At 35.4% G+C, this 20,067-nt stretch carries 15 protein-coding genes; 10 read left to right on the top strand and 5 right to left on the bottom strand.

What is annotated here, in order from left to right; genetic code table 11:
* Positions 1-44: 44 nt before the first annotated feature.
* Complete coding sequence (locus tag M902_RS05700; RefSeq protein ID WP_021267031.1) at positions 45-1,130, bottom strand: tRNA-dihydrouridine synthase; 1,086 nt, start codon at positions 1,128-1,130, stop codon at positions 45-47.
* Positions 1,131-1,194: 64 nt separating this feature from the next.
* Between M902_RS05700 and M902_RS05695 the strand changes: the two genes are divergently transcribed.
* Together M902_RS05695 and ffh are read left to right on the top strand one after the other, a co-directional pair.
* Entirely contained in the window at positions 1,195-1,863 is a 669-nt protein-coding gene (locus tag M902_RS05695; RefSeq protein WP_021267078.1) for an HAD family hydrolase, read from the top strand.
* 11 nt (positions 1,864-1,874) lie between these two features.
* Positions 1,875-3,317 (top strand): signal recognition particle protein, encoded by a 1,443-nt coding sequence (gene ffh / locus M902_RS05690; protein ID WP_021266882.1) that lies wholly within the window; start codon positions 1,875-1,877, stop codon positions 3,315-3,317.
* A 386-nt stretch (positions 3,318-3,703) separates the two neighbouring features.
* Here the strand turns inward: ffh and M902_RS05680 are convergent, their stop codons facing one another.
* The 3 genes from M902_RS05680 to M902_RS05670 all read right to left on the bottom strand — a co-directional run bounded on the left by M902_RS05680 (position 3,704) and on the right by M902_RS05670 (position 6,154).
* Positions 3,704-4,174, bottom strand: a complete 471-nt coding sequence (locus tag M902_RS05680; protein WP_021266943.1) for a hypothetical protein — start codon at positions 4,172-4,174, stop codon at positions 3,704-3,706.
* 479 nt (positions 4,175-4,653) lie between these two features.
* Positions 4,654-5,478, bottom strand: coding sequence for a hypothetical protein (locus M902_RS05675; RefSeq protein ID WP_021267112.1), 825 nt, complete (start codon positions 5,476-5,478; stop codon positions 4,654-4,656).
* A 133-nt stretch (positions 5,479-5,611) separates the two neighbouring features.
* Positions 5,612-6,154 carry a YceI family protein gene (locus tag M902_RS05670; protein ID WP_021267069.1) on the bottom strand — a complete coding sequence of 181 codons (543 nt, stop codon included), beginning with the start codon at positions 6,152-6,154 and terminating at the stop codon, positions 5,612-5,614.
* Positions 6,155-6,188: 34 nt separating this feature from the next.
* On the opposite strand from M902_RS05670, the gene M902_RS05665 reads away from it, so the two are divergent.
* The 5 genes from M902_RS05665 to M902_RS05640 all read left to right on the top strand — a co-directional run bounded on the left by M902_RS05665 (position 6,189) and on the right by M902_RS05640 (position 10,079).
* Positions 6,189-6,434 (top strand): hypothetical protein, encoded by a 246-nt coding sequence (locus M902_RS05665; RefSeq protein WP_021266900.1) that lies wholly within the window; start codon positions 6,189-6,191, stop codon positions 6,432-6,434.
* 613 nt (positions 6,435-7,047) lie between these two features.
* Entirely contained in the window at positions 7,048-7,401 is a 354-nt protein-coding gene (locus M902_RS05660; RefSeq protein ID WP_021266942.1) for a helix-turn-helix transcriptional regulator, read from the top strand.
* A gap of 485 nt (positions 7,402-7,886) precedes the next feature.
* Positions 7,887-8,180, top strand: coding sequence for a transposase (locus M902_RS05650; protein WP_021267047.1), 294 nt, complete (start codon positions 7,887-7,889; stop codon positions 8,178-8,180).
* Positions 8,162-9,031 carry an IS3 family transposase gene (locus M902_RS05645; protein ID WP_156979729.1) on the top strand — a complete coding sequence of 290 codons (870 nt, stop codon included), beginning with the start codon at positions 8,162-8,164 and terminating at the stop codon, positions 9,029-9,031. The genes M902_RS05650 and M902_RS05645 overlap by 19 nt, the downstream gene beginning before the upstream one ends.
* Positions 9,032-9,101: 70 nt before the next feature.
* Positions 9,102-10,079, top strand: coding sequence for a hypothetical protein (locus M902_RS05640; protein WP_021266976.1), 978 nt, complete (start codon positions 9,102-9,104; stop codon positions 10,077-10,079).
* Between the two features lie 31 nt (positions 10,080-10,110).
* Here the strand turns inward: M902_RS05640 and M902_RS05635 are convergent, their stop codons facing one another.
* A complete protein-coding gene (locus M902_RS05635) occupies positions 10,111-10,902 on the bottom strand; it encodes a helix-turn-helix transcriptional regulator (protein ID WP_021266579.1) in 792 nt (263 codons plus the stop codon).
* A 136-nt stretch (positions 10,903-11,038) separates the two neighbouring features.
* Here M902_RS05635 and M902_RS05630 point away from each other — a divergent pair, with 136 nt between their 5' ends.
* From M902_RS05630 to M902_RS05620, 3 genes are all read left to right on the top strand, one after another.
* Entirely contained in the window at positions 11,039-11,299 is a 261-nt protein-coding gene (locus tag M902_RS05630; RefSeq protein WP_040314180.1) for a DUF3892 domain-containing protein, read from the top strand.
* A gap of 331 nt (positions 11,300-11,630) precedes the next feature.
* Complete coding sequence (locus M902_RS05625; RefSeq protein WP_021266776.1) at positions 11,631-11,906, top strand: hypothetical protein; 276 nt, start codon at positions 11,631-11,633, stop codon at positions 11,904-11,906.
* 26 nt (positions 11,907-11,932) lie between these two features.
* The gene (locus M902_RS05620; protein ID WP_021266687.1) at positions 11,933-20,059 is read left to right on the top strand and encodes an RHS repeat-associated core domain-containing protein; all 8,127 of its coding nucleotides are present in this window, start codon (positions 11,933-11,935) and stop codon (positions 20,057-20,059) included.
* Positions 20,060-20,067 lie beyond the last annotated feature (8 nt).

The raw sequence follows: 20,067 nt of genomic DNA, 5'->3' as shown, positions 1-20,067 counted from the left end.
CATTTCAAGTGGAAAACTTTAGTATAAGAAGTAATTTCGGAGTCTTAGCCGTGTCCACCGGCCATGAAGGCCTGAGTTAGATCTAATTTCTTGTGATCATTTTTTATGGCATCGAAATATTCACGAGTTACCTTCATCGTTTCTTCGATATCAGGGGTTTGGAACATTACATTTCTAAAGTGAGTAACATTTGGGAAGCCTGCGGCCATCCAAACGATATTCTTTCTAAGAGTGATAAGAACTGTTCTTTCGCGATCTGTATACTCTTCCATATAGTCACGAAATCTTTCGATAACTTCAAGGTAGTCACTTGGACTAAAGCTGATATCGTCATCTTCATTTAAAAAGCTTTCTAAGAAAATAAAAGGATTTCTAAGAGGGCCACGTCCTAACATTAGTGCCTGGCAACGAGTTGCCATGAGGCGCTGCTTTGTTAGAGGGGCCGAGTGTAGATCTCCATTTCCAATAATTGGCAGGGGAGAAGTCTCTGCAATACTCTCAAGTAGATCCCAATTTGCAGAGCCTTTATAGGCCTGAGTTCTTGTTCTACCGTGAATTGCAACAAATTCTACACCTTCTTCTTTGGCAATATGAATGACTTCCTGGGCATTTATTGAATTTTCATCCCAGCCAGTTCTAATTTTAATTGTAAGTGGAACCTCAATAGCATTCTTCATTTGATTAAAGAATTTCCCAAGCTTTGATGTATCTTTTAGAAGAGCGGAACCACCACCCTTTGTTACAACTTTTCGTACGGGACACCCCATATTAATGTCGATAAACTTAGGCTCTCTTTCCTCTGCCACTTTTGCAGCTTCGGCCATGGCAGATCCATCTTCACCAAAAAGTTGAAGTCCAATATTCTTCTCTCGTGGATGAATCTCAAGCATTTTAGTGGTTTTTTCATTCTTGTAATTGATTCCGTGACAACTTACGAGCTCACTTACTGTACCACCGCATCCCAACTCTTCCATCAATAAACGATATGGGGCCGTGCAAATACTACTCATAGGGGCCAGTAGAAGTGGTGAATCAAATGAAATATTACCAAGTTTGACCTTTGGGCGTCGTGCCATTAGAGTGTCAATCTTAGCTTGAAGAGATGGTGAAAAAGTGCGATTATTGGCCATGCGTTTATTTAGCAAGTAGCTAGAATTAGGTCAACATATTTCAATAATTTGGAAATAATTACTAATGTTTTTTGAGAATCCAAGAGGATATATTGTTTTTGATTGCGACGGAACTTTAGTTTCATCTAAAGAGGCCGTTATTTGTGCCGTGGCCGAGATGATGACGATTATTTTAAATCGTGAAGTTTCGATTGATGAGGCCCGTTCAAAGTATGGGCCAGACCTTGTTTATACGGCAAATCAATTTGGACTTGATCCTGTCAACTCTGAGCTACAGAGAAACAAGCTTATGACGACTTGGAAAGAAGTGACGGCAAAGCAGAGCAATAACTACAAGCTCTTTGATGGGATGAGAAAGCTAATCTTAGATCTTCTTGATCACCAATTCCAACTCTATGTTTGGACGGCACGTGATCGCAGGTCTACTCTTAGAATCTTAGATGACCAAAATGTACTTCAGCATTTTTTAGAACTTCGTTGTCTTGATGATACGACTCCTAAGCCACATCCGCAGGGACTTAGTGAGATGCTTGAAGATATGCCTAAGAATAAGATTATGATGATTGGTGATAGTTTCACGGATACGCAAGGGGCAAAAGGTTTTGGTGTTGAGTCTATTGGCGCACTTTGGGAAAGTGGAATTACTAAAGAAGGCTTTGGTGATCATAGTGCTGACTATTGGGCCTCGCATCCTAGTGAATGTTTAGAAATAATTTTGAATAAAATAAAATAAGGACGACAAGAATGTTTGATAATTTAAGTGATAAGTTTTCAGAAGCGTTTAAGAATATCTCGGGTAAGGGAAAGATTACTGAAAGCAATATTGAGGATACTCTAAAACTTGTAAAGACTGCGCTCCTAGAAGCTGATGTTAACTTTAAGGTTGTAAAGAATTTTATTAACAACGTTAAAGAAGAAGCTCTCGGTGAAAAAGTTATCAAAGGTGTTAACCCTGAAGAGCAATTCATCAAGATCGTTCATGATGAACTTGCAAAAACAATGGGGGATAAGAATACTGAACTTAACTATGTTGAGGGTGGTATTACTCCAATTCTTGTTGTTGGTCTAAACGGTCAAGGTAAGACAACTTTTTCTGGTAAGCTTTCACTTTTCTTAACAAAGAAAGAAAAGAAGAACGTTCTCCTTGTTCCGGCCGATACTTTCAGACCTGCTGCTAAGGACCAGCTAATCACTCTTGCTAAGTCAATGAATATGGATTGGTTCGATTCAGACCTTGGGAAGCACCCTAAGGATATCGCTGCTGATGCCATGGCCTACGCAAAAGAGCACGGTAAAGAAATCGTTATCATTGATACGGCCGGACGTCTTCACGTTGATGAAGAACTAATGGGGCAAATCAAAGAAGTTCGTCAAAGCCTAGAAGGTCTTAATCCTGAAGTTCTAATGGTTGCAGATGCAATGACTGGTCAAGAGGCCGTAAATGTTGCTAAGAGCTTTCACGAGGCCGTAGGACTTACTGGTGTTGTTCTTTCAAAAATGGATTCAGATGCTCGTGGTGGTGCCGCACTTTCAATTAAGCACGTAACAGGCGTACCAATTAAGTTCATCTCAACAGGTGAAAAAATGAAAGATCTGGAACTCTTTCACCCTGATCGTCTTGCGGGACGAATTCTTGATATGGGAGATGTTCTAACTCTTGTTGAAAAAGCAGAAGCTGCAATTGACAAAGATGATGCCGAGGGAATGATGAAGCGTCTAGAGAAAGGTAAATTCTCTGTTAACGACTTCATGAAGCAAATGGATATGATGAAGAACTTAGGTTCGATGGCATCAATTATGAAAATGATCCCTGGTATGGGTGGTATGCTTAAACAAGTAGGGGACTTAACTCCTGCTGAAAATGAAATGAAAAGAATGCGCGTTATTATCAACTCGATGACGAAGAAAGAGCGCGATAATTATAAGATCATGAAAGACTCTCACATCAAACGAATTGCAAAAGGTTCAGGAAATACTGAAGCTCAGGTACGAGACTTCATTGCTAAATTTAAGCAAATGGAGCAAATGATGGGTGGCCTTTCTCAAATGATGAAAGGTGGAGGAATGCCGGGGATGCCTGGTATGCCTGGAATGGGGGGAGGTGGAATGCCTAATCTTCCTGGTCTTGGTGGGAAAAAGAAAAAGCCTCGCAAGAAGGGCGGCCCATGGGGCGGTGGCTTCTTTTAATTCTTTAGGTCTCACTCCGTCTGCTGCGCCTGACTTCGGTCGGCGTAGCAAACTACGCCTTCCCTCGTCTTACGCTAGCATCCGAAGCAAGCCTTAAAGAATTAAATATCATTTCAAAATTTGTTTTACGGCTTCGCCGGTGGCTCAGGCTGCGCCTGTCGCTGCTAGGACTTCGTCCATCGCTGGTTTTGTTGATGGGAGAGGGACGTGTTGTCGCTGCTAGGACTTCGTCCATCGCTGGTTTTGTTGATAGGAAGGAGCGTGTTGTCGCTGCTAGGACTTCGTCCATCGCTGGTTTTGTTGATAGGAAGGAGCGTGTTGTCGCTGCTAGGACTTCGTCCATCGCAAAAAATAGCGACACCGAAGTGTCGCTTAGAAGTATTGAATTATTTTAGGATGTATGGAGTTAGAGTTGACTCTTTTCTGTCGTGACAGATGTCGTAGCTGTACTCTCTAAGTAATGAAATTTTTGTGATTTTTACTTCTCTGTATCTTGCTTCAAAGTTAACTTCAAGCTCTGCATCGAAAACATAGTTAAATGCTTCAAATTCGTCACAACGGTAACCGTTAGCAACAACGTCTCTGTCTAGAGATCCTTGAACTTTGTATAGGTAATCTGATCCAACAACTTCACGCTCAACGATCTTTCCTGTGAAAGACTTTAGTTCACCGTTAAGTACTGCTCTAAAAGTAACAGTTCTAGCAAAGATGTCAGAGTTAAGGTGCTCAACATCTGTAAGTGTGATTGTTTCTAGAACTTTGTAGTCATAGTTTGCTTCAGAAGCAACTGTGTTTGAAAGTTGGTAAGTATTAGCAAAAGCTGAAAGTGTAACAAATAATGCGATAACAAGTTTCATAATAATCTCCAAGTTTGTTTATGCTGGTTAAGTACCAATCAGAGACTCAAAAGAAAAGTTTGGTTTCTGTTAAGATTTGAGCATTGCTTTAAAGAAAAGACGTGGCACAAGTGCCACGCCAGATACTTAGAGAAATAGAGCTCAGGCTCGCGTACCTGAGCTCTAAAAAAAATATATAATTTAAAGTAGTTGGATAGGTTATATAGCGGCACACTAGAAAACGGTTGCTCTAGTGAAGTAAACTTTATATCCCCCTACAGATATATCTAAATTTTATTTGTAGTAACAATTAATTGATCGAATGAAAAGAGAAAAGTTGAAATGGAATCGCGGCAAGATTCAGGGGTCTTGCCGCGAGTGTGTTCTCTAAACCTGATTACTCTATGCATATGTAATTAAGTGGAGAGGATATTGTTCTTGTGTTCTCAAAGAAAATAACAAGATCCTCTGCTCTTGCAAAGTTGAGATTCTGTTAAGATTTAGAAAAAGTAATAACCGATATCGAGAGTTAAAGTTCCATGTTTATGAAAGTCATCGATGATAAGAGCGTGATCATTATCACCAGATTGGGCCGCTGTATAAGTTGCATAAAGTTCAACAAAGCCATCACCCTTTGCATATCTTAAGTAAGGAAGCCAAGCTACGAATCGATCGTCCCCTGATTTTCTTTCACCGTCTCTGTGGTCAGTATACCACTCGCCACCAAAGCCAAGAGACCAGTTGTCATTAAAGTTGTAAAAAGCAAAAGTTCCAAACATTGTACGCCATGTGTTTGCATTAGGATTCCTTCCGTTCTTGTTATAAACCTGCAAGTAAGTATTTGCTTCTAGAGTTAGCTTTCCATCCGCAACTGTTTTCGATGATAGGAAGTAGGCCCTATGATAAGAGTCGTAACCACTGTTGCGATCTTCGCCATCAAAAATATAATTTCTATTTTGAAAGTTTAAATTAATACCATGCTTATCTTCTGTAAGGATGTTGTTTACATACCATCTTAATGAAGAGTAAGCGTACTCACCTTGAAGAGTTTTCTTTCCTTCTTGCCCGATTGATTGCGTGTATACAGGAACCCAACGAATATTTTGATTCTTTGTTAGGTTGTAACGGAAGTAGAAAAGGTGATCCATTGTGAAGCCGTCTCTATTCTTTGCATTCATCTCAGTATAAGTTGAGTTTAAATAAAGAAATTTAAAATTCTTTGATAGGGAATCAAGAAAAGAAGCTTCTTCAATTGAAATTTCATTTACCTGTGCATAGGTAAGGTTTATTACTAATGAAAGTAATAGTGTTGCTATCTTTTTCAAATATGCCTCCAAGCTTACTTAAATAGGGTTCGACCCTGAACTTAGAGGGAGTATGATAGTTAATAGAATTAATCACAAAAAGATGCGGGTAAAGTTAGTGAGGGTTCACGTTCTTTACCCACAATCGGGTATATTATTTACACTTTGAGAACTTAGATTCGATTTCAACCTGAACAACGTTCCAAGTTTTACCTTCGTGTAGAGCTAGACATGCTTTATTGATGGCCGAAAGATTTTTTCCTAGAGCAAAGTCAAGAACATCAATTGTTCCTTCTGCTTCTAGTTCACCATCTTCAATGTCATACTTCATTGGAACTTTCACAGTTTTTCCTGCTAAAGTCATATCAACATATAGGTAGTTGCTATCTACTTTATTTACAACACCTGAAATCTTCATGTCTTGAAAGAAGAACTTTTCAATCTTAGCATCACGAGATTTATCTTTTGTGTGTACAGAATTTACGTCGATAGTAAAACGTGCACCACGAATAAGTTCTTCAATCTTGCCTTGTTTCTTAGTTGCCTTAATGTCGAATTTCTTAAATTCACCTTTTACACCGACTTTCTTAGCAGTCTTGTAGGCTTCCCACTTTATCTTCGTATTCGCATTACTTACTTCGTAACAATTTGCAAATGTCATACTAGAAAAGAGGAGCCCAGCAATAATAAATTTCATTGTCTTTCTCCTTTGAATTAGATAAATCAAGTATATGAAACAAAATGATTATCCGAAAGATTTTTATGTAACTTTACAAAATAATGACAATCTCATTGGTCAGATTGAAGTTAATAAAACATCTCGTGGATTCAACGCAGATATTGCAATCGTCTATAAAGAGACGAAAAAAATTTTCAAACATGTAGATCAAGTTTTTAACGCAGAGGATGAAACAGAAGCTTGCGACATTGGCATGATGAAACTTTCTCGCTTTTTAAAGTCAGTGAAGTCAATTTAACAACACAAAGACTATATGTGTCAGTCATGAATATGACACCGTCTATTTTCTTCTTTATATAAAATCAGCACCTTTTCGATGCGTCAATGGTTTGCAAAAGTTGGCACGGGCCTTGCTTATATATAAACGTGTGTGTGTTGGAGCAGAAGAAAGGATTTTTTCACTCCGTCAAAATGTCTCTCTTTAAGAAGCCGGATCCCTGATCCGGCTTTTTTTTGGAAGCGGCATTTGCCACGATGGCAAAATGACGCTGAACAACGCCGACCGACCAGTATGGGAGGTCAGGTGAACCAACTTTGCAATCTAGAAATCACCCTTACCAAAATTCGCAAGGGTTTTGGTGGAATCACCACATTTAATTCATAAGAATTTTAAATCATTTCAATTAACTTTCAGTAGGTTAGTTCAAGTCGCCCACTGCCAATGTTACTGGAAATGTCTCGACATTACTCTCGTTGGCTTAGTTTTGGCTTAGTTCAAAAATTTAGTCGTCTCTATTTGGACTACACGTGTAGGAGGTACCCTTAAAAATAAGGATAAGTCTCTATTATAACAAGGACTACACGTGTAACAAACAAAGGGCATCTTCGTTAATTTTTTATGGAGATGTTTTATGAAAACAACAAAGAAGAAAGTAAGAAGAAGTGATCACAAGATCATAACCAAAGAGGCCAGTGTCTTAAAATACTTAAGAGAGTCTCGGAAATTATCTATTAGGAAAGCTGCAAAAGTCATTGGTATTTCTGATACTAAATTAAACCATACTGAAAATGGCCGTTGTGACCTTAATCCTACTTTAATACTAAAGGTATTAAATGGGCTTGGTTACAGCTATGAAGAATTTATTGCTTTAGTAAATAAGAGTGTTCCTCTGCCTGAGAATACGTACGCTGATTGTGTTGAAATTTTGAAGAGGCTTGATAAAGAAAAGCTAAAGACTATTAATGCGATTTTGGAAAGTTTTTAGCGACTAAAGGGAGATTTGATGAATACTCTTAAGTCGCTTGCGACTTTATTATTAAATTTATTAGCTTCCATATTATCTAAATACTTAATGTACTTTAGATAATATGGAAGGCTGTTTACTTAATTTGGTTAATCTTTAGATTTTTGAATACTGTATTCTAAAGTTAAATATACTTTGGATTGAAACTTATTTTTATGTTAAATTTATATTATATGAGAGTAGAACCAGATGAATTCATAAAATCCTATTTTTCAAAATTTAAACGTAAGGACACTTTTTTTGTAGACTTCAATACAAAATATAAGAAACTTCCTAGTTCTTTTAATGTTGATAAATACTTCCAAAGAGGGAAGAAAAAACTATATATTGATTCTATGATGGAAAATTTTCAACCTTATATATTTGATTACGAGTATGTTGTTTGGACTTCCCCACCAAAAGTAGACACTTTCAACATGTGGTATAATCACCACTAGGAGAGGGATATGACTAAGAAAAAGAACAGCTACACTGATGAATTCAAGCAGAATGCTGTCGAATTATCAAAAGAGCTTGGAATTATTAAGGCCGCCCAGGAGCTAGGTGTTTCTGAGATGTCGATCAGAAATTGGCAAAAGAAAATACTCTCTTCAACATCGTCTTCAAGAAAAACAGAAACAGACCTCTTAAAAGAAAATAAAAGACTTCAAAAAGAAATTCAATACTTGAAAAAGATTAATGATGTTCTAAAAAAAAGCACAGCGATCTTTTCTCAGGACGAATTTCCACCTTTCAAGTAATTCAGGCGCTATCAAGTGAGATAAGCCTTACTTTTCTTTGTGATCACTTCTCAGTAAGTCGTAGTGGCTACTATGCTTGGCTGAGGAGGACTGCCTCAAGGCGGAATATCACCTTGAGCGAGTACAGAGGCTTAGTTAAGAATACATTTAAGAAGTTTAAGGGCAGGTACGGCTCTCCTCGAATACATATTTACTTGAAGAGTAAGGGGATCAGTATTTCTGAGAATACAATCGCAAAGCTTATGAATGAGGAAGGTCTTGCAGCGAGAAAAAAGAAGAGTTTTAAAGCTGTCTCACTTGATGAGAGAGTTTCAAATGAAGCTCACGAGCGTATCTTTAAGATTGAAGAAAATAAAGAGTTTAAACGAAATGAAGTGTGGGCGGGAGATATTACATATATCCCAGTGGATAATAAGTTTCTTTATTTGTCTGTAGTGATGGACCTGAAGAGAAGAAAGATAGTTGGATGGTCAATTGATGAAACGCTAAGCTCTATCGGTGTAATTAAGGCCCTAGAGAACGCCTGTAAGCGAGAACGAGAAGTAGCATCAGTCTTTCATTCTGACCAAGGAGCTCAATATAAGAGCATAGGATTTAGAGATACTCTTAAAAAATATAAAATTAGAGGTAGTATGAGCAGAAGAGGAAATTGTTATGATAATGCATTTGTAGAAACATTTTTTAAGACGATCAAGAGTGAATTATTGTGGAATCAAAATTTCTTAAGTGAAAAGCATTTGAAGTTTGAAATATTTGAGTATATAGAAAGTTGGTATAATAGAAAAAGAATTCATTCTTCACTTGATAACAAAAGTCCATTGGAGTATGAATTATCAGCGCTAAGCGCTTAAACTAAGTGTCCACTATTCGTGGGGAAGTCCAGTTAATAATAAACCGATTAAAGAAATAAATAATACTCCAGTGTTATTACTTGATTCAAATATAGTCGGTAATTTAGATCTATATTTTAATAATATAAATTATTCAAAAGAGCATGATGATAGATCCTTACTCGTTCATGATCTATTAACATTCACTGCAAAGTCAAAATGGGACTTTAACTATAACTTTTACCTATTGGAGTCATTATTAAATAATGGACCTAATGACTTTATTAAGAGCTCTTTAGACTCATTAATAAACATTAATAGGGTTTTAATGCTCAATAATGATCAGTTTTTAGAGTCTGGAAGTGTTACTATTTGTGATGAGACTTTTAGGTTTTATTGTGAAAAATACAATTCAAACTCTGTAGAAGAAATTTCCTTATCAATTCTTAAACAAAAGTTAAATAGCTGGCCTACAGCTAAGTCCATGGGGCTTGCAATGAAGATAAGTTATATTTGTTTAATTGAAATGTTTTTGATCCATAAAACTAGTAAAAAAAGTGTACCTAAAAAGATGGAGGAGTTTTTAAACTTTATAGATGAAAAAATAAGAAATAAAATGGGTGTTGAGGAGATTTTAGCGATACATTATTTTTTTAATAAGTTTAATTCTTTTTTTAAAATAGAGTTGAATTCTTCTTTCATGAAATGTTCCAGTAATTTAAAAGCTACATCTAGAGATTTATATTTTATTCGAATGATTGAAGACTTTTTTGGCTCATCACTTCCTACAGTTGCAAAATACTGTTATATCTGTACCTTCGAGCACTCTATAAAAGAATTGTTTGATATTCTAAAGCCATCATTGATAAAAGTTGAGAATAATAGAGTTTCATTAAGTATAAGGAATTTTGATTTTAAATATTTAGAGAATGAAAAGAATATCGATACAGTAATAGATTATTATATTAATAAAAAAAGATTTGGTAATAGAAAGCCTTTAACTGAATCAGAGATTGAATTACTCGTTTGTGAGAGTGAATCTAGACTAAAAAATATTCTAAAAAGTTAAAGAAGGTATATGTTAAAGTTACTGCTTTTTGTTAAATACTTATAACTTTCTTTTTAATATAGTGGAAGTCTTCAAGCCTTAGACCTATATGCTGAACTATCCTTTTTATATAGCTTTCCTCTTCTTCTGCGAAGTCATTATCAGATTTTGCAGTGATTATTAGAAGCCATACTAAGAATCGCTTTATTGCATCAGTTTTGAAATACTTTGGAGATGTCTTTCCTAGGTAAACTTTCTTATTCGCTCTGTTTATTGATGATTTTTCTTGTTCTGTAAGAGGAAAACTAAGAGAACTCATTAATTCATTAAATATAATCTTCTCTTCAGTCGTTATTTTATTGTCTATATTTATTAAAGAACTCATATATTTTAGTACTTCAATTGTTACTTTTCTTTTTTGGTTCTCTGTTAGCTTATCTGTAATCCTATCAAATGGTGATTTTCTAAGAGGGACTTCATTAAGGCCAAGATCGGCCATGATTATTGGATCAGTTATGAGGTGATGATGTATTATGTAGTAGTTCTTATTTGAAATTCCTGTTTGAAGTACTGGCAGGAAACGTAAATCTGATGTTTCCTTTGTTTCTGTATTGTTTTTTTCTTTTTCAATTGAGTATATTTCTTCTAGTGAACAGTCATATAGATTTGCTAGCTGTATTGCTGTTTCAATATTAAGTTTTATTCTTCCTCTTTCAAAATCGAAGATTGCCATTGGCCTTAAGTCTAGCTTCGCTTCCACCTGTGCCTGTGTATAGCCAGATGACTTTCTTAATTTTTTAAGATTCTTGCAAAATAACAATTCATTAAAGTTTTTATAGCTCATAAATTACCACTCAAAGTTTTCTAAATAACTTATCGTCTATATTTTTTTCAATATTAGAAAATAAAATTGATATAAATGTCTACTAAATGTAAAAGGTTGACTTTACTAATGTTTTAGATTTTTTAAAGGAGTTATTATGCTAAGTAGAGAAATCAAACGAGTCCAAAAGGACACTCGCGACAACATTACCGGTGTATGTAATGCTGGTAATTACTGGTCCCCGAGGAAAGCATCAGAGGTAATTTCAGACATTAAGTCTGGAAGTTATGCTTATTTTGTTAAAGTAGGTGGGAACAAGGTAGATGTTCTAGTTAAGTCAAACGGGGGGAGTGAGTATTTAACGACTGCCCCAGATAACTATAGCTCGAACAACTTAGATAACTTACCTCCTTGTTAAAAGGTTGTTAAAAGTTAGCTATGCTACAACGGAGCGTGCCTTTGATTAGGTGCGTTTCATTTTGAGAAAATTGCCAATATTTTGTGTTTTTATCCAATGTTTTTAAATTCCATTTTGATAAAAAGCTCTTTTTCTTAAGAGTATCTTTAGAAACAACTTCGGAAAGCCGTTGTTAGAATAGCCTTTGTGTGTGCAAGTCGTGCGATTTCTTGAGTTTTGCAATGTAAGTTATCGAATTTATTGCCTATTTTAAAGAAAAATAAACTTTCTTTTTCAGAAGAATTTGTTGTGCCCGATACTCAATTAAATATAAATATTTGATGAGGGATAAATGAAGAATTCATTCATAGTTTTAGTTTTTTGTTCTTTTTTACTTTTTAGCTGTAACTCTGGAACAGGAGATGGCCCAAAGGTCTCTAGTAGTAATAAATCATTCTCACAGTCAAAGTCAGAAGAAATCGCTCAATTTAAAGAAGCTTTAAAAGAAACCCCATATATCTTATCTAAATCAGAATTAGATAACTTGAAAGCTGATGGGGCAATTTCGGATGAAGACTATCAAGAACTACTAGCTTTAGCTAATTCAAACTCTTCAGCAACTAATTAATTAAAATAATAGCAGGACGTATGATCATGAATAGAAACTTATTCACTAAGCTTATTTTATTATTTTCAATCTCACTAAGTTCTTTGGCATTTGTTGGATCAAAGTATAATAGAAAGGGTGTTGTTATTAAGTACGATACACCAGCACCTAATGATGTTAAGCATGATTCAGGCTCAACAACTGAACTATCAGGTTCAATTTGTGTTTCGAAATATTCTTCTATTCATAATAAACAAAAGTGTAGAGCAACGTTAGATGGTAATGTTTCTATAAGAGCTTATTTTCCAGATGCAATGACAGAAGTGACTAACCAGCTTCAGGTGACGAAGCATGGCCATGAATATAAATGGAGTTTTTCTACGCCAGAGCTTAGCACTGGTACAGAAAATACTCTTCATATCTTAGTTGCTAAAGAAGATAAAAGAATAAAGAAGTATGAAAAACTCCAAGCCAAGCTAAATAAGAGAATTCTTTTAGTGGAAAAAAGAATAGCAAAACTAGAAGGGCGCGTATTAACAGACCGTTTAGTTGAGTGGTTAGAGCAGCTTAAATCTAGGCTAGAAAGAGTATCTAAAAATATTGATAGTTTAGTTGAAGAGGATACTTCTGTTTTAGCTCAGATAAAAGTACCACTTCAAGTCGATAATCAAATATCTTTTCCATTCTATTATTCTAGTTTTTACTCAGGACATAAAATGTCTCTAAGAGTACCACTAGGATCACCAATTGAAGGTAGAAGTGTAAATGTTGAAGCGAAATCTAAGAACCTATCAGAGAAAAGCTTTTGGTTTCCTGAAATTGATGAGAAAAATGATAAGCATGATAAGTCATTTGAAGATGATGGGCTAAATCAGTATGCATTGTCTCTATTTCATAAAAGTGTTGAAATCTCTAATACGGGATATATTGAAGTACCTTTTGGAAATGAGTTGGAAATCAACAGAGAAATATCATCTTTAAGTATTTCTGAGGCCAATAGCTTAAGACTTGATCTTCTTAAAAAACTCAATCTTGATTTTAAAGGAAAAGGTAAAAAATCTGAAAAAGAATTTGTATACGGGTCTCTAGATTATACAATTCCTGTAGCTGAGGATTTAATTGCTCCAAAATGGTCTCATATTTCATATGAAGGACAGAATAATTACTTTAATTCAGACTTTTCTATAAATTTACAGGCCGGTGATGATTTTGGTGATCTTGATACTACAAAGTCCAAGTTTGAGCTGTTTAAGGTTGTAGACGGGACTTTAACAGAGCTTGCTCTACCAAGTATTAATCAAAATGTAGGCGAAGACAGAGTATTAGATATTAATATCGACTTTAACTCGTTAGCAGATGGTGAATACCTATTTAAAGCTACTGCATTTGATCATGCTGGTAATGCTACTGATACATTAGAATATACTTTCTTTTGGGATACTGTAATTCCAGAAATTGCTCTAAATAATGTTGAAAGGATAATTACTAACGAAGCATTATTTCAATCAGACGTTATTGTGACAGATAAGTCTCCGACACAAATTGAAGTTTTTAATAATAACCAACTAGTCAATTCTGTAGAAGACAGTGTCTTTAGTAATTTTGTGTCTTTATCCGAAGGAATGAATAACATTGTTGTTCGTGTCGTTGACCGTGCTGGAAATATTAACGAGGCATCTTATCCTGCGATTGAATTAGATACAATTGCGCCAACGTTGAGTGATATTTCTCCAATTCAAGACTCTATTATTGATTTAATTACATTTCCAGTTAAATTTAAAAGTAGCGAAAATCTTTATCAGGTATTTTTAAATGATGAAGAAATTGATATTTCATCAAATCGCTTGAATATTAATCATGTTTTTACAGCCGAAAGAGAAGGGGATTTTCACCTTAAAATTAAGGCTGTTGACTATGCGCTAAATGAAACAGTCGTTGAAGTAGATGCTGTTATTGTATTAGAAGTTCTAAGAGCTGAACTAATCTCTATAAAGCCTAAGGAGAATGATCCATACACAATTGTAGTCACAGGTGCAGAGTGGGCTTCTCAGCCAGGTCTTAAAATTTCTACTGGTTTCTTTGGGTTTAATTCTATTAACTCAGATGAACGAGGGCGATTTGAAATAGAACTTCCAATCGCGTCTGAAGTTACACTTAAGGGTGTAGATAGTGTATATGACCGTACAGAGTATGTAACATTAAGATATAATATTGATACTACTTTTTCTGGTAAAGTTCAGAACATTCACGGTGAAGCAATGGCCGGTGTAACTGTTACAATTATTAACTCTAACCAGAGTGCTATTACTGATGCTTCAGGTATTTTTTCTATCTCTGATCCGGCAACTGGGGATCAAAAGGTTTCTTTTGATGCATCAGGTATAAATGTTGTAGATGAAGAACAGACATACGAAGAACGTTATCAAAAAACAAGTGTGGCATTCTCTTTAGGTAGTAATCAGTTAAACGTATTAAGTAAACCTATTACTTTAGTACCTCTTGTAATTGATGGTAATGAAACGATTGTAGATGAAACAACTTCTACAACAGTAACAAATCCTAACGTCGAAGGTTTTGCTTTAAGTGTGTCCGCAGGTAATACTGTTTTCCCTGATGGAACAGAAACGGGGACAATCAGTGTTAGTAAGCTCTCGTCTGAACATTTAAATGTTACACCTCCTGAATACGTGAAGCCTGAGTTTGTTTATGCGCTAGAACCTTCGGGGCTTAAATTTAGAGAGCCTGCAAGTCTTGTATTACCAAATGACAATGAATTTCCACCAAAGACTCAGTTAATTGTATATTCTAAAAATAGTGATACAGGAATTTGGGAAGTTGACGGATTATCTCAAGTTTCTGAAGATGGACAAACTGTTGAATCAGTTGAAAATGGTGGGATTACACATTTTTCAGAAGTATTTGTGGCTCCTATTGCTCCTAAATTAAGTAGCTTTTCAGATGATGCAATTAATGGTGCAACTGTTGGCAAAAATGGTCTTTCTTTATCTGCAACAATACCTTCAATGAAAATTGCTGGAAAAGATTTTGCACCTAGTTTTGTTTACAATAGTGCATGGGCAAATCCTAAATTAGTTGTTTCAAATATTATCAATGTTGATAAACAAGAGAGAAAAATAGAAAGAACGAGTCTTGGAAAATCTCGAATTGAAGGACATGGTTACGAGGTTTCTTTTGAAGGGAAGCAATGGGTTGAACCTGAGAACCTTTGGGCATGGGCTTCAGTTGGTGATTATACAAGTGAAAAATACCCATTTACAGGAGTTCCTAATAAATCTGTAGTTTCTTATGCTTTAGATTTAAAAGATCAAGCTTCTGGTTATCATCCATATTTATCAGAATATGAGATTCAATTAAAAACAATGACTCTTGGGACGTATTATTTAAGGCCAACTAGTAATGCTTTATATCTTCTTTCAGGTACAATAAAGAATAAATTGTCAGACCCAGAGTCAAGCGTAATGGAAGAGCTTTATCCTTATGCATATTCTGGAAATGTCATCGTTCAAAATAAGTCTAAATCTGAGTTTGGGAAGGGATGGAAATTAGGTATTAATAGTCAAATCCTAGATCCGAAATCAGCTGTCTTAGCTTTAGAAGGGCCAAGTGGTGACGTAAAAACATATTATGCTAATAACCTTATTCAGAATGTATATACATCAGAAGAAGATATATTTAGCGCAAGTTTTGATGGCACGTCAGCCTTTCTTTCAAAGACTAATGGAGAAGTTATTGAGCTAAGTTCTAATACTGGAGAATTTCTAGGCACAACACAAACTCCAAGTTTTGAAGGTTATATGGGCTATAACTATGTTCGTCATGAAGGTACATATGGTTGTGGGTTCTTAAATTCAAAACGTTGTAATCGTTATAGATGTCACAATAGAAGAGTCGATTATAAGCAAAGTCACGTATTTTCTAAGATTTTCAAAAATGATGAAGGAAAGCTTGTTGGTTCAGATGTTAATGGTGCTTTATTTGTCATAGATGACTCTTCTAAAGAAGTCATTGTTGGAAATGTTGCAAATATGGCTGGAGTAAGTAGTGGTAGATCATCTTCAAATTCATATAAGAACACCACCTGTGCAACAACTGGTTTCGAATGTTCAAATGATGTCTATTTAAATAAATACAACGGTGTTTCATGTGGTACGCCTACTGCAAGTACTGGTCAAAGAATTTATTCTGGATATGTCGCAGGTGATAGACTTTCTTCTAAGTTTAACAATATTACAGATTTTACATCAACGCCTTTTAATAGTCTTTTAATTGTTGATTCAGGGAACAATGTAATTCGTTCTGTAAATATGGAGACAAATACTGTCGAAATATTCGCTGGAAATAGACAAACACTTGATAATGGAGATGGTGGACTTGCTACTGCTGCAAGTATTTATCACCCGAATGGCATAGTTGCCGATAAACAAGGAAATGTTTATATCTCTACAGAAAATGGATATATCCGTAAAATTGACTCGGCTGGATATATTACAAAAATTGCAGGTCTTAATACTTTAGATGGTGGGAAAATTGCATTAAGTGGGCATGCTCTAGAAATGGCACTTACATTCCCTAAAGGGATGACAATTGATCATAGTAAAAATGTATTATATGTTGCTGATTCTGGAAATAATCGTGTTCTTGCGATTAATTTAACAACTTTAGACAGTTATGTTGTTGCAGGAGATGGTGAATGTCGTGCTACAATTAAAGAAAATGTCCCTGCTACATCTGCATCTCTATGCTCTCCCGAAAGAGTCGCACTAGATGAAAATAATAATCTTCTTATTTTTGATAAAGGACACAGAAGTATTAGACGTGTAATTCTAAATACTGGTGTAAACAACCTAGCTTTCTTTACAAAAGATAATGATGGAACAACTCTTGAGAGATTGGATAATGGGGAAATCAAACTAACTATGCGTGATGGAACTCACACGTTCTTTGATAACAAAGGTCGAGAATACTTATCACAAAGCTTAATCGGGACAACTCTAGAATATAAATATCAAGATGAGCTATTAACTGAGGTTATTAAAGATGATATCAAGCTTTATGACTTCTATTACTACGACGGCCTTCTGGACAGGGTTGTGGATAAAGCACAAAGAGAAACTCAATTTGTATATGAGGACTCAAAGCTCACAGAAATAATATATCCTGATCAAACAAAAGAAAAGTTTGTGTACGATGAAGCTGGAAAAGTTATTCAAAGCTTTAATAAGAACAATATTGCCACTAGTTACTTTTTTGATGAATACGATCAGCTTGTCAGCAGTGAAAGTGCTAATGGTGCACAAACTTCTGTAGAGGTCGGTACATCAAATACTGTTGGTAATGGAAGTGAAGAGACAGAATTAAAAGACTTTGATGATCCTGCAATCGCAGACTACTTAGTTGATGCGAAAGGTAATGAAGTTACAATGAAAAAGGACTTCACTGGATTTGTAAACACTATTACAGATGTAAAAGGGCAAACCACTGAAATCGAAAGAGATTCTATAGGGCGTCCAGTCTTTGTTAAACGTCCAGATGGATCAGAAGTTTCCTTTGTATATGCTGGCTTCTCTAGTGATTTAATTGAGAAGTATGATACAGCTACAGGTGTACGAGTAAAATATACTTATAACGACTTTGGTCAACTTCTTCTAAAAACAGAAAATGGAGATGTCGTAGAAGAAAATTTATATAATGAAATTGGACAACTCGTTTCTAAAATAAATCAAATCGGCCAAAGTGTTTCATATGAATACAACTCTATGGGATTGGTTAGTAAGAAGACAAATCCGGATGGAACTTTTGTTGAATATCTTTATAGTGATGTCGGAAATGTTCTAGCTAGTTCGGATGAGCTTGGCAACGTTACTGACTTTGTAAGAGATGCCTCCGGTAATATTATTTCTATTACAAATGCTAAAGGGCAAAATGTTTTAAGAGAATATGACGAATTTAATAGGTCACTATCTGTTACTGATGGTAATGGACAAAAAACATCATATACATATTCAGCAACAGGTCAACTTGCTAATATTCTAGATCCTAATGGAAAAGTTACAAGTTTTACTTATGATAATTTAGATCGACTAGTGGAAAAAATTGATCCCTTAGGTCGAGTTACATCTCTTGAATATGACTTAAATAATAACGTCACAAAAGAAGTTCTACCGAATGGAGTCATTAAGCAATATCAGTATAATAGTGCAAATGAGCTAATTAAAAAAATTCTTCCTGATAATCTATATGAATATGCATACGATAGCCGTGGAAATCTAACAATGGCCCGTAATAATGTGACTCAAGTAAATTTTGAGTACGAACATTTAGAAAGTGGTGATGTGGTAAGTGTTGCTGGAACGTTTGGAGTAGGGGAGAGAACAGATCTTCCAAGTCTTGATTTTGAGTACTCTTATGACTCTCGTGGAAATCGTGTTGAGTTCAGAGATGGAGATGAGATAAATACTTACGAATATGATTCGATAAATAGGCTTCGACGTTTAGTTAATCATAAAGGAGAGGTCTTTGATTTTGACTTCGATTCTAAAAATAGACTGTCGAAAATTACAAGGCCCGGAAGTACATCGTCATATACATACTTTGATAATAATGCTGTTCAATCAATTATTCATGAAAATAATCAAGGAATAATAAATAGCTTTTATTATCAAGTTGATGGAATCGGAAATATTACTCAAAAAAGAACACCTTCTTCAGTCGAAGACTACAGCTATGGCAACAATAATCAACTCGTGGGTGTCTCTAGTGGTGGAGTTCCTCTAGAAAACTTTGAGTACGATAATTTAGGAAATAGAATTGCCGATGATAATGGCTCTTACTCTTATGATCAAACAGGGCAACGCCTCACCGAAGATTGGAAATATTTATATTATTTTGATGATGCTGGTAACCTTTCGAGTAAAATCGATAAACAGAATAACGATACTCATCAGTATATTTATAATTCTGAGAATCAATTGATTGGGTATCAATTCTTCAAAGAAGGAACGCAAAAAGAGATTGAGTCATTCTATACCTTTGATTCTTTAGGACGGAGAGTCGAGAAAGTAGTTAGTAATTATAGAAATAATACATCTAAGATATTACGATTTGCATATGATGGGCAACAGATTGTTCACATATACAACGGATCAAATAATTTACTTCAAAAAGTTACACATTCAAATACAGTAATCGATGATGTACTTTCTTATGATGTAAAAAATAATGATTCAGTTGGAAGTGCAGACAATAATAGTTACTTTTATTTAAAAGATCACTTAAACTCGATTGTTAACATAGTTGATGGATCTGGTAATATTAAAGAAACCTATAAGTACTCCGTCTTCGGTGAGACTCTTTCTTCAAATAATTCTCTGATTAATAATTTCTTTACATTTACAGGCAGAGAATATGATGAGGAATCAAGTCTATTTCATTTTCGCTCTAGGGCCTATAGTCCCGAGAGCGGTCGCTTTCTGCAGATAGATCCAAATAATGGAAACTTGCTTCTACCTAGTACATTAAATAATAAGTATGTATATGTCGCAAATAATCCATTGGGATTAACTGATCCGACTGGTGAATCATTTTTAGGTGATTTTGGTAAGGAGATGAAAAGCTTCTTTTCTGGAAGCGGTGGTTGGACAGGTGACCTTGTTGCAGCATTTGTGGCGGGGACAATTTTATACGCTACCGGAGGTGCTATGGTAGGTGTTTTAGATGTCTTATATGCGATTGGATCTACTGCTATTGGTTCAGCTTTGGCTGCAGGAGCTAGCTCTTTAGCCGGCGGTGACTTTGGGGATGCTTTTCATAGTTATTTTCGTATATCTTTGAGCTTTCTTACTTTGTCTGCAATATTTGCAAAAGGGGGAGTAGCAGGATTAGGTGGTGATGGGTTACAAGGCTATGTTGAGTCTTGGGATCCTTTCATGGGAGAGGGGAGTGGACTTACGATTGGTAGCTCCACAACTTATAACTTTGGAAGTGGGCTAAGTGTGCATGAGCTTTCTCATACAATACAGTTTATAGCAATAGCGAGAGGATCAAAGAAACCTTCGCAAACATGGTTCTTATATACGATAATAGGTGGAATTGGTGCGGGGCTGCGACTAATGGGGCTTCCTGACAGTATGAATCCGATTGAATTTGTACATTAAATACGAGA

The sequence above is a fragment of the Bacteriovorax sp. BAL6_X genome (genome assembly GCF_000443995.1).
Classification (GTDB): Bacteria; Bdellovibrionota; Bacteriovoracia; order Bacteriovoracales; family Bacteriovoracaceae; genus Halobacteriovorax_A.
The sequence above is the reverse complement of the archived record's forward strand: the minus strand, read 5'-3'. Positions and strand labels throughout refer to the sequence as shown.

Coding starts and splice junctions, on each gene's coding strand:
- M902_RS05670 (WP_021267069.1), bottom strand. CDS start 6,154: ATGAAATTTATTATTGCTGGGCTCCTCTTTTCTAGTATGACATTTGCA.
- M902_RS05625 (WP_021266776.1), top strand. CDS start 11,631: ATGAAGAATTCATTCATAGTTTTAGTTTTTTGTTCTTTTTTACTTTTT.
- M902_RS05630 (WP_040314180.1), top strand. CDS start 11,039: ATGCTAAGTAGAGAAATCAAACGAGTCCAAAAGGACACTCGCGACAAC.
- ffh (WP_021266882.1), top strand. CDS start 1,875: ATGTTTGATAATTTAAGTGATAAGTTTTCAGAAGCGTTTAAGAATATC.
- M902_RS05665 (WP_021266900.1), top strand. CDS start 6,189: ATGAAACAAAATGATTATCCGAAAGATTTTTATGTAACTTTACAAAAT.
- M902_RS05650 (WP_021267047.1), top strand. CDS start 7,887: ATGACTAAGAAAAAGAACAGCTACACTGATGAATTCAAGCAGAATGCT.
- M902_RS05635 (WP_021266579.1), bottom strand. CDS start 10,902: ATGAGCTATAAAAACTTTAATGAATTGTTATTTTGCAAGAATCTTAAA.
- M902_RS05680 (WP_021266943.1), bottom strand. CDS start 4,174: ATGAAACTTGTTATCGCATTATTTGTTACACTTTCAGCTTTTGCTAAT.
- M902_RS05700 (WP_021267031.1), bottom strand. CDS start 1,130: ATGGCCAATAATCGCACTTTTTCACCATCTCTTCAAGCTAAGATTGAC.
- M902_RS05620 (WP_021266687.1), top strand. CDS start 11,933: ATGAATAGAAACTTATTCACTAAGCTTATTTTATTATTTTCAATCTCA.
- M902_RS05660 (WP_021266942.1), top strand. CDS start 7,048: ATGAAAACAACAAAGAAGAAAGTAAGAAGAAGTGATCACAAGATCATA.
- M902_RS05695 (WP_021267078.1), top strand. CDS start 1,195: ATGTTTTTTGAGAATCCAAGAGGATATATTGTTTTTGATTGCGACGGA.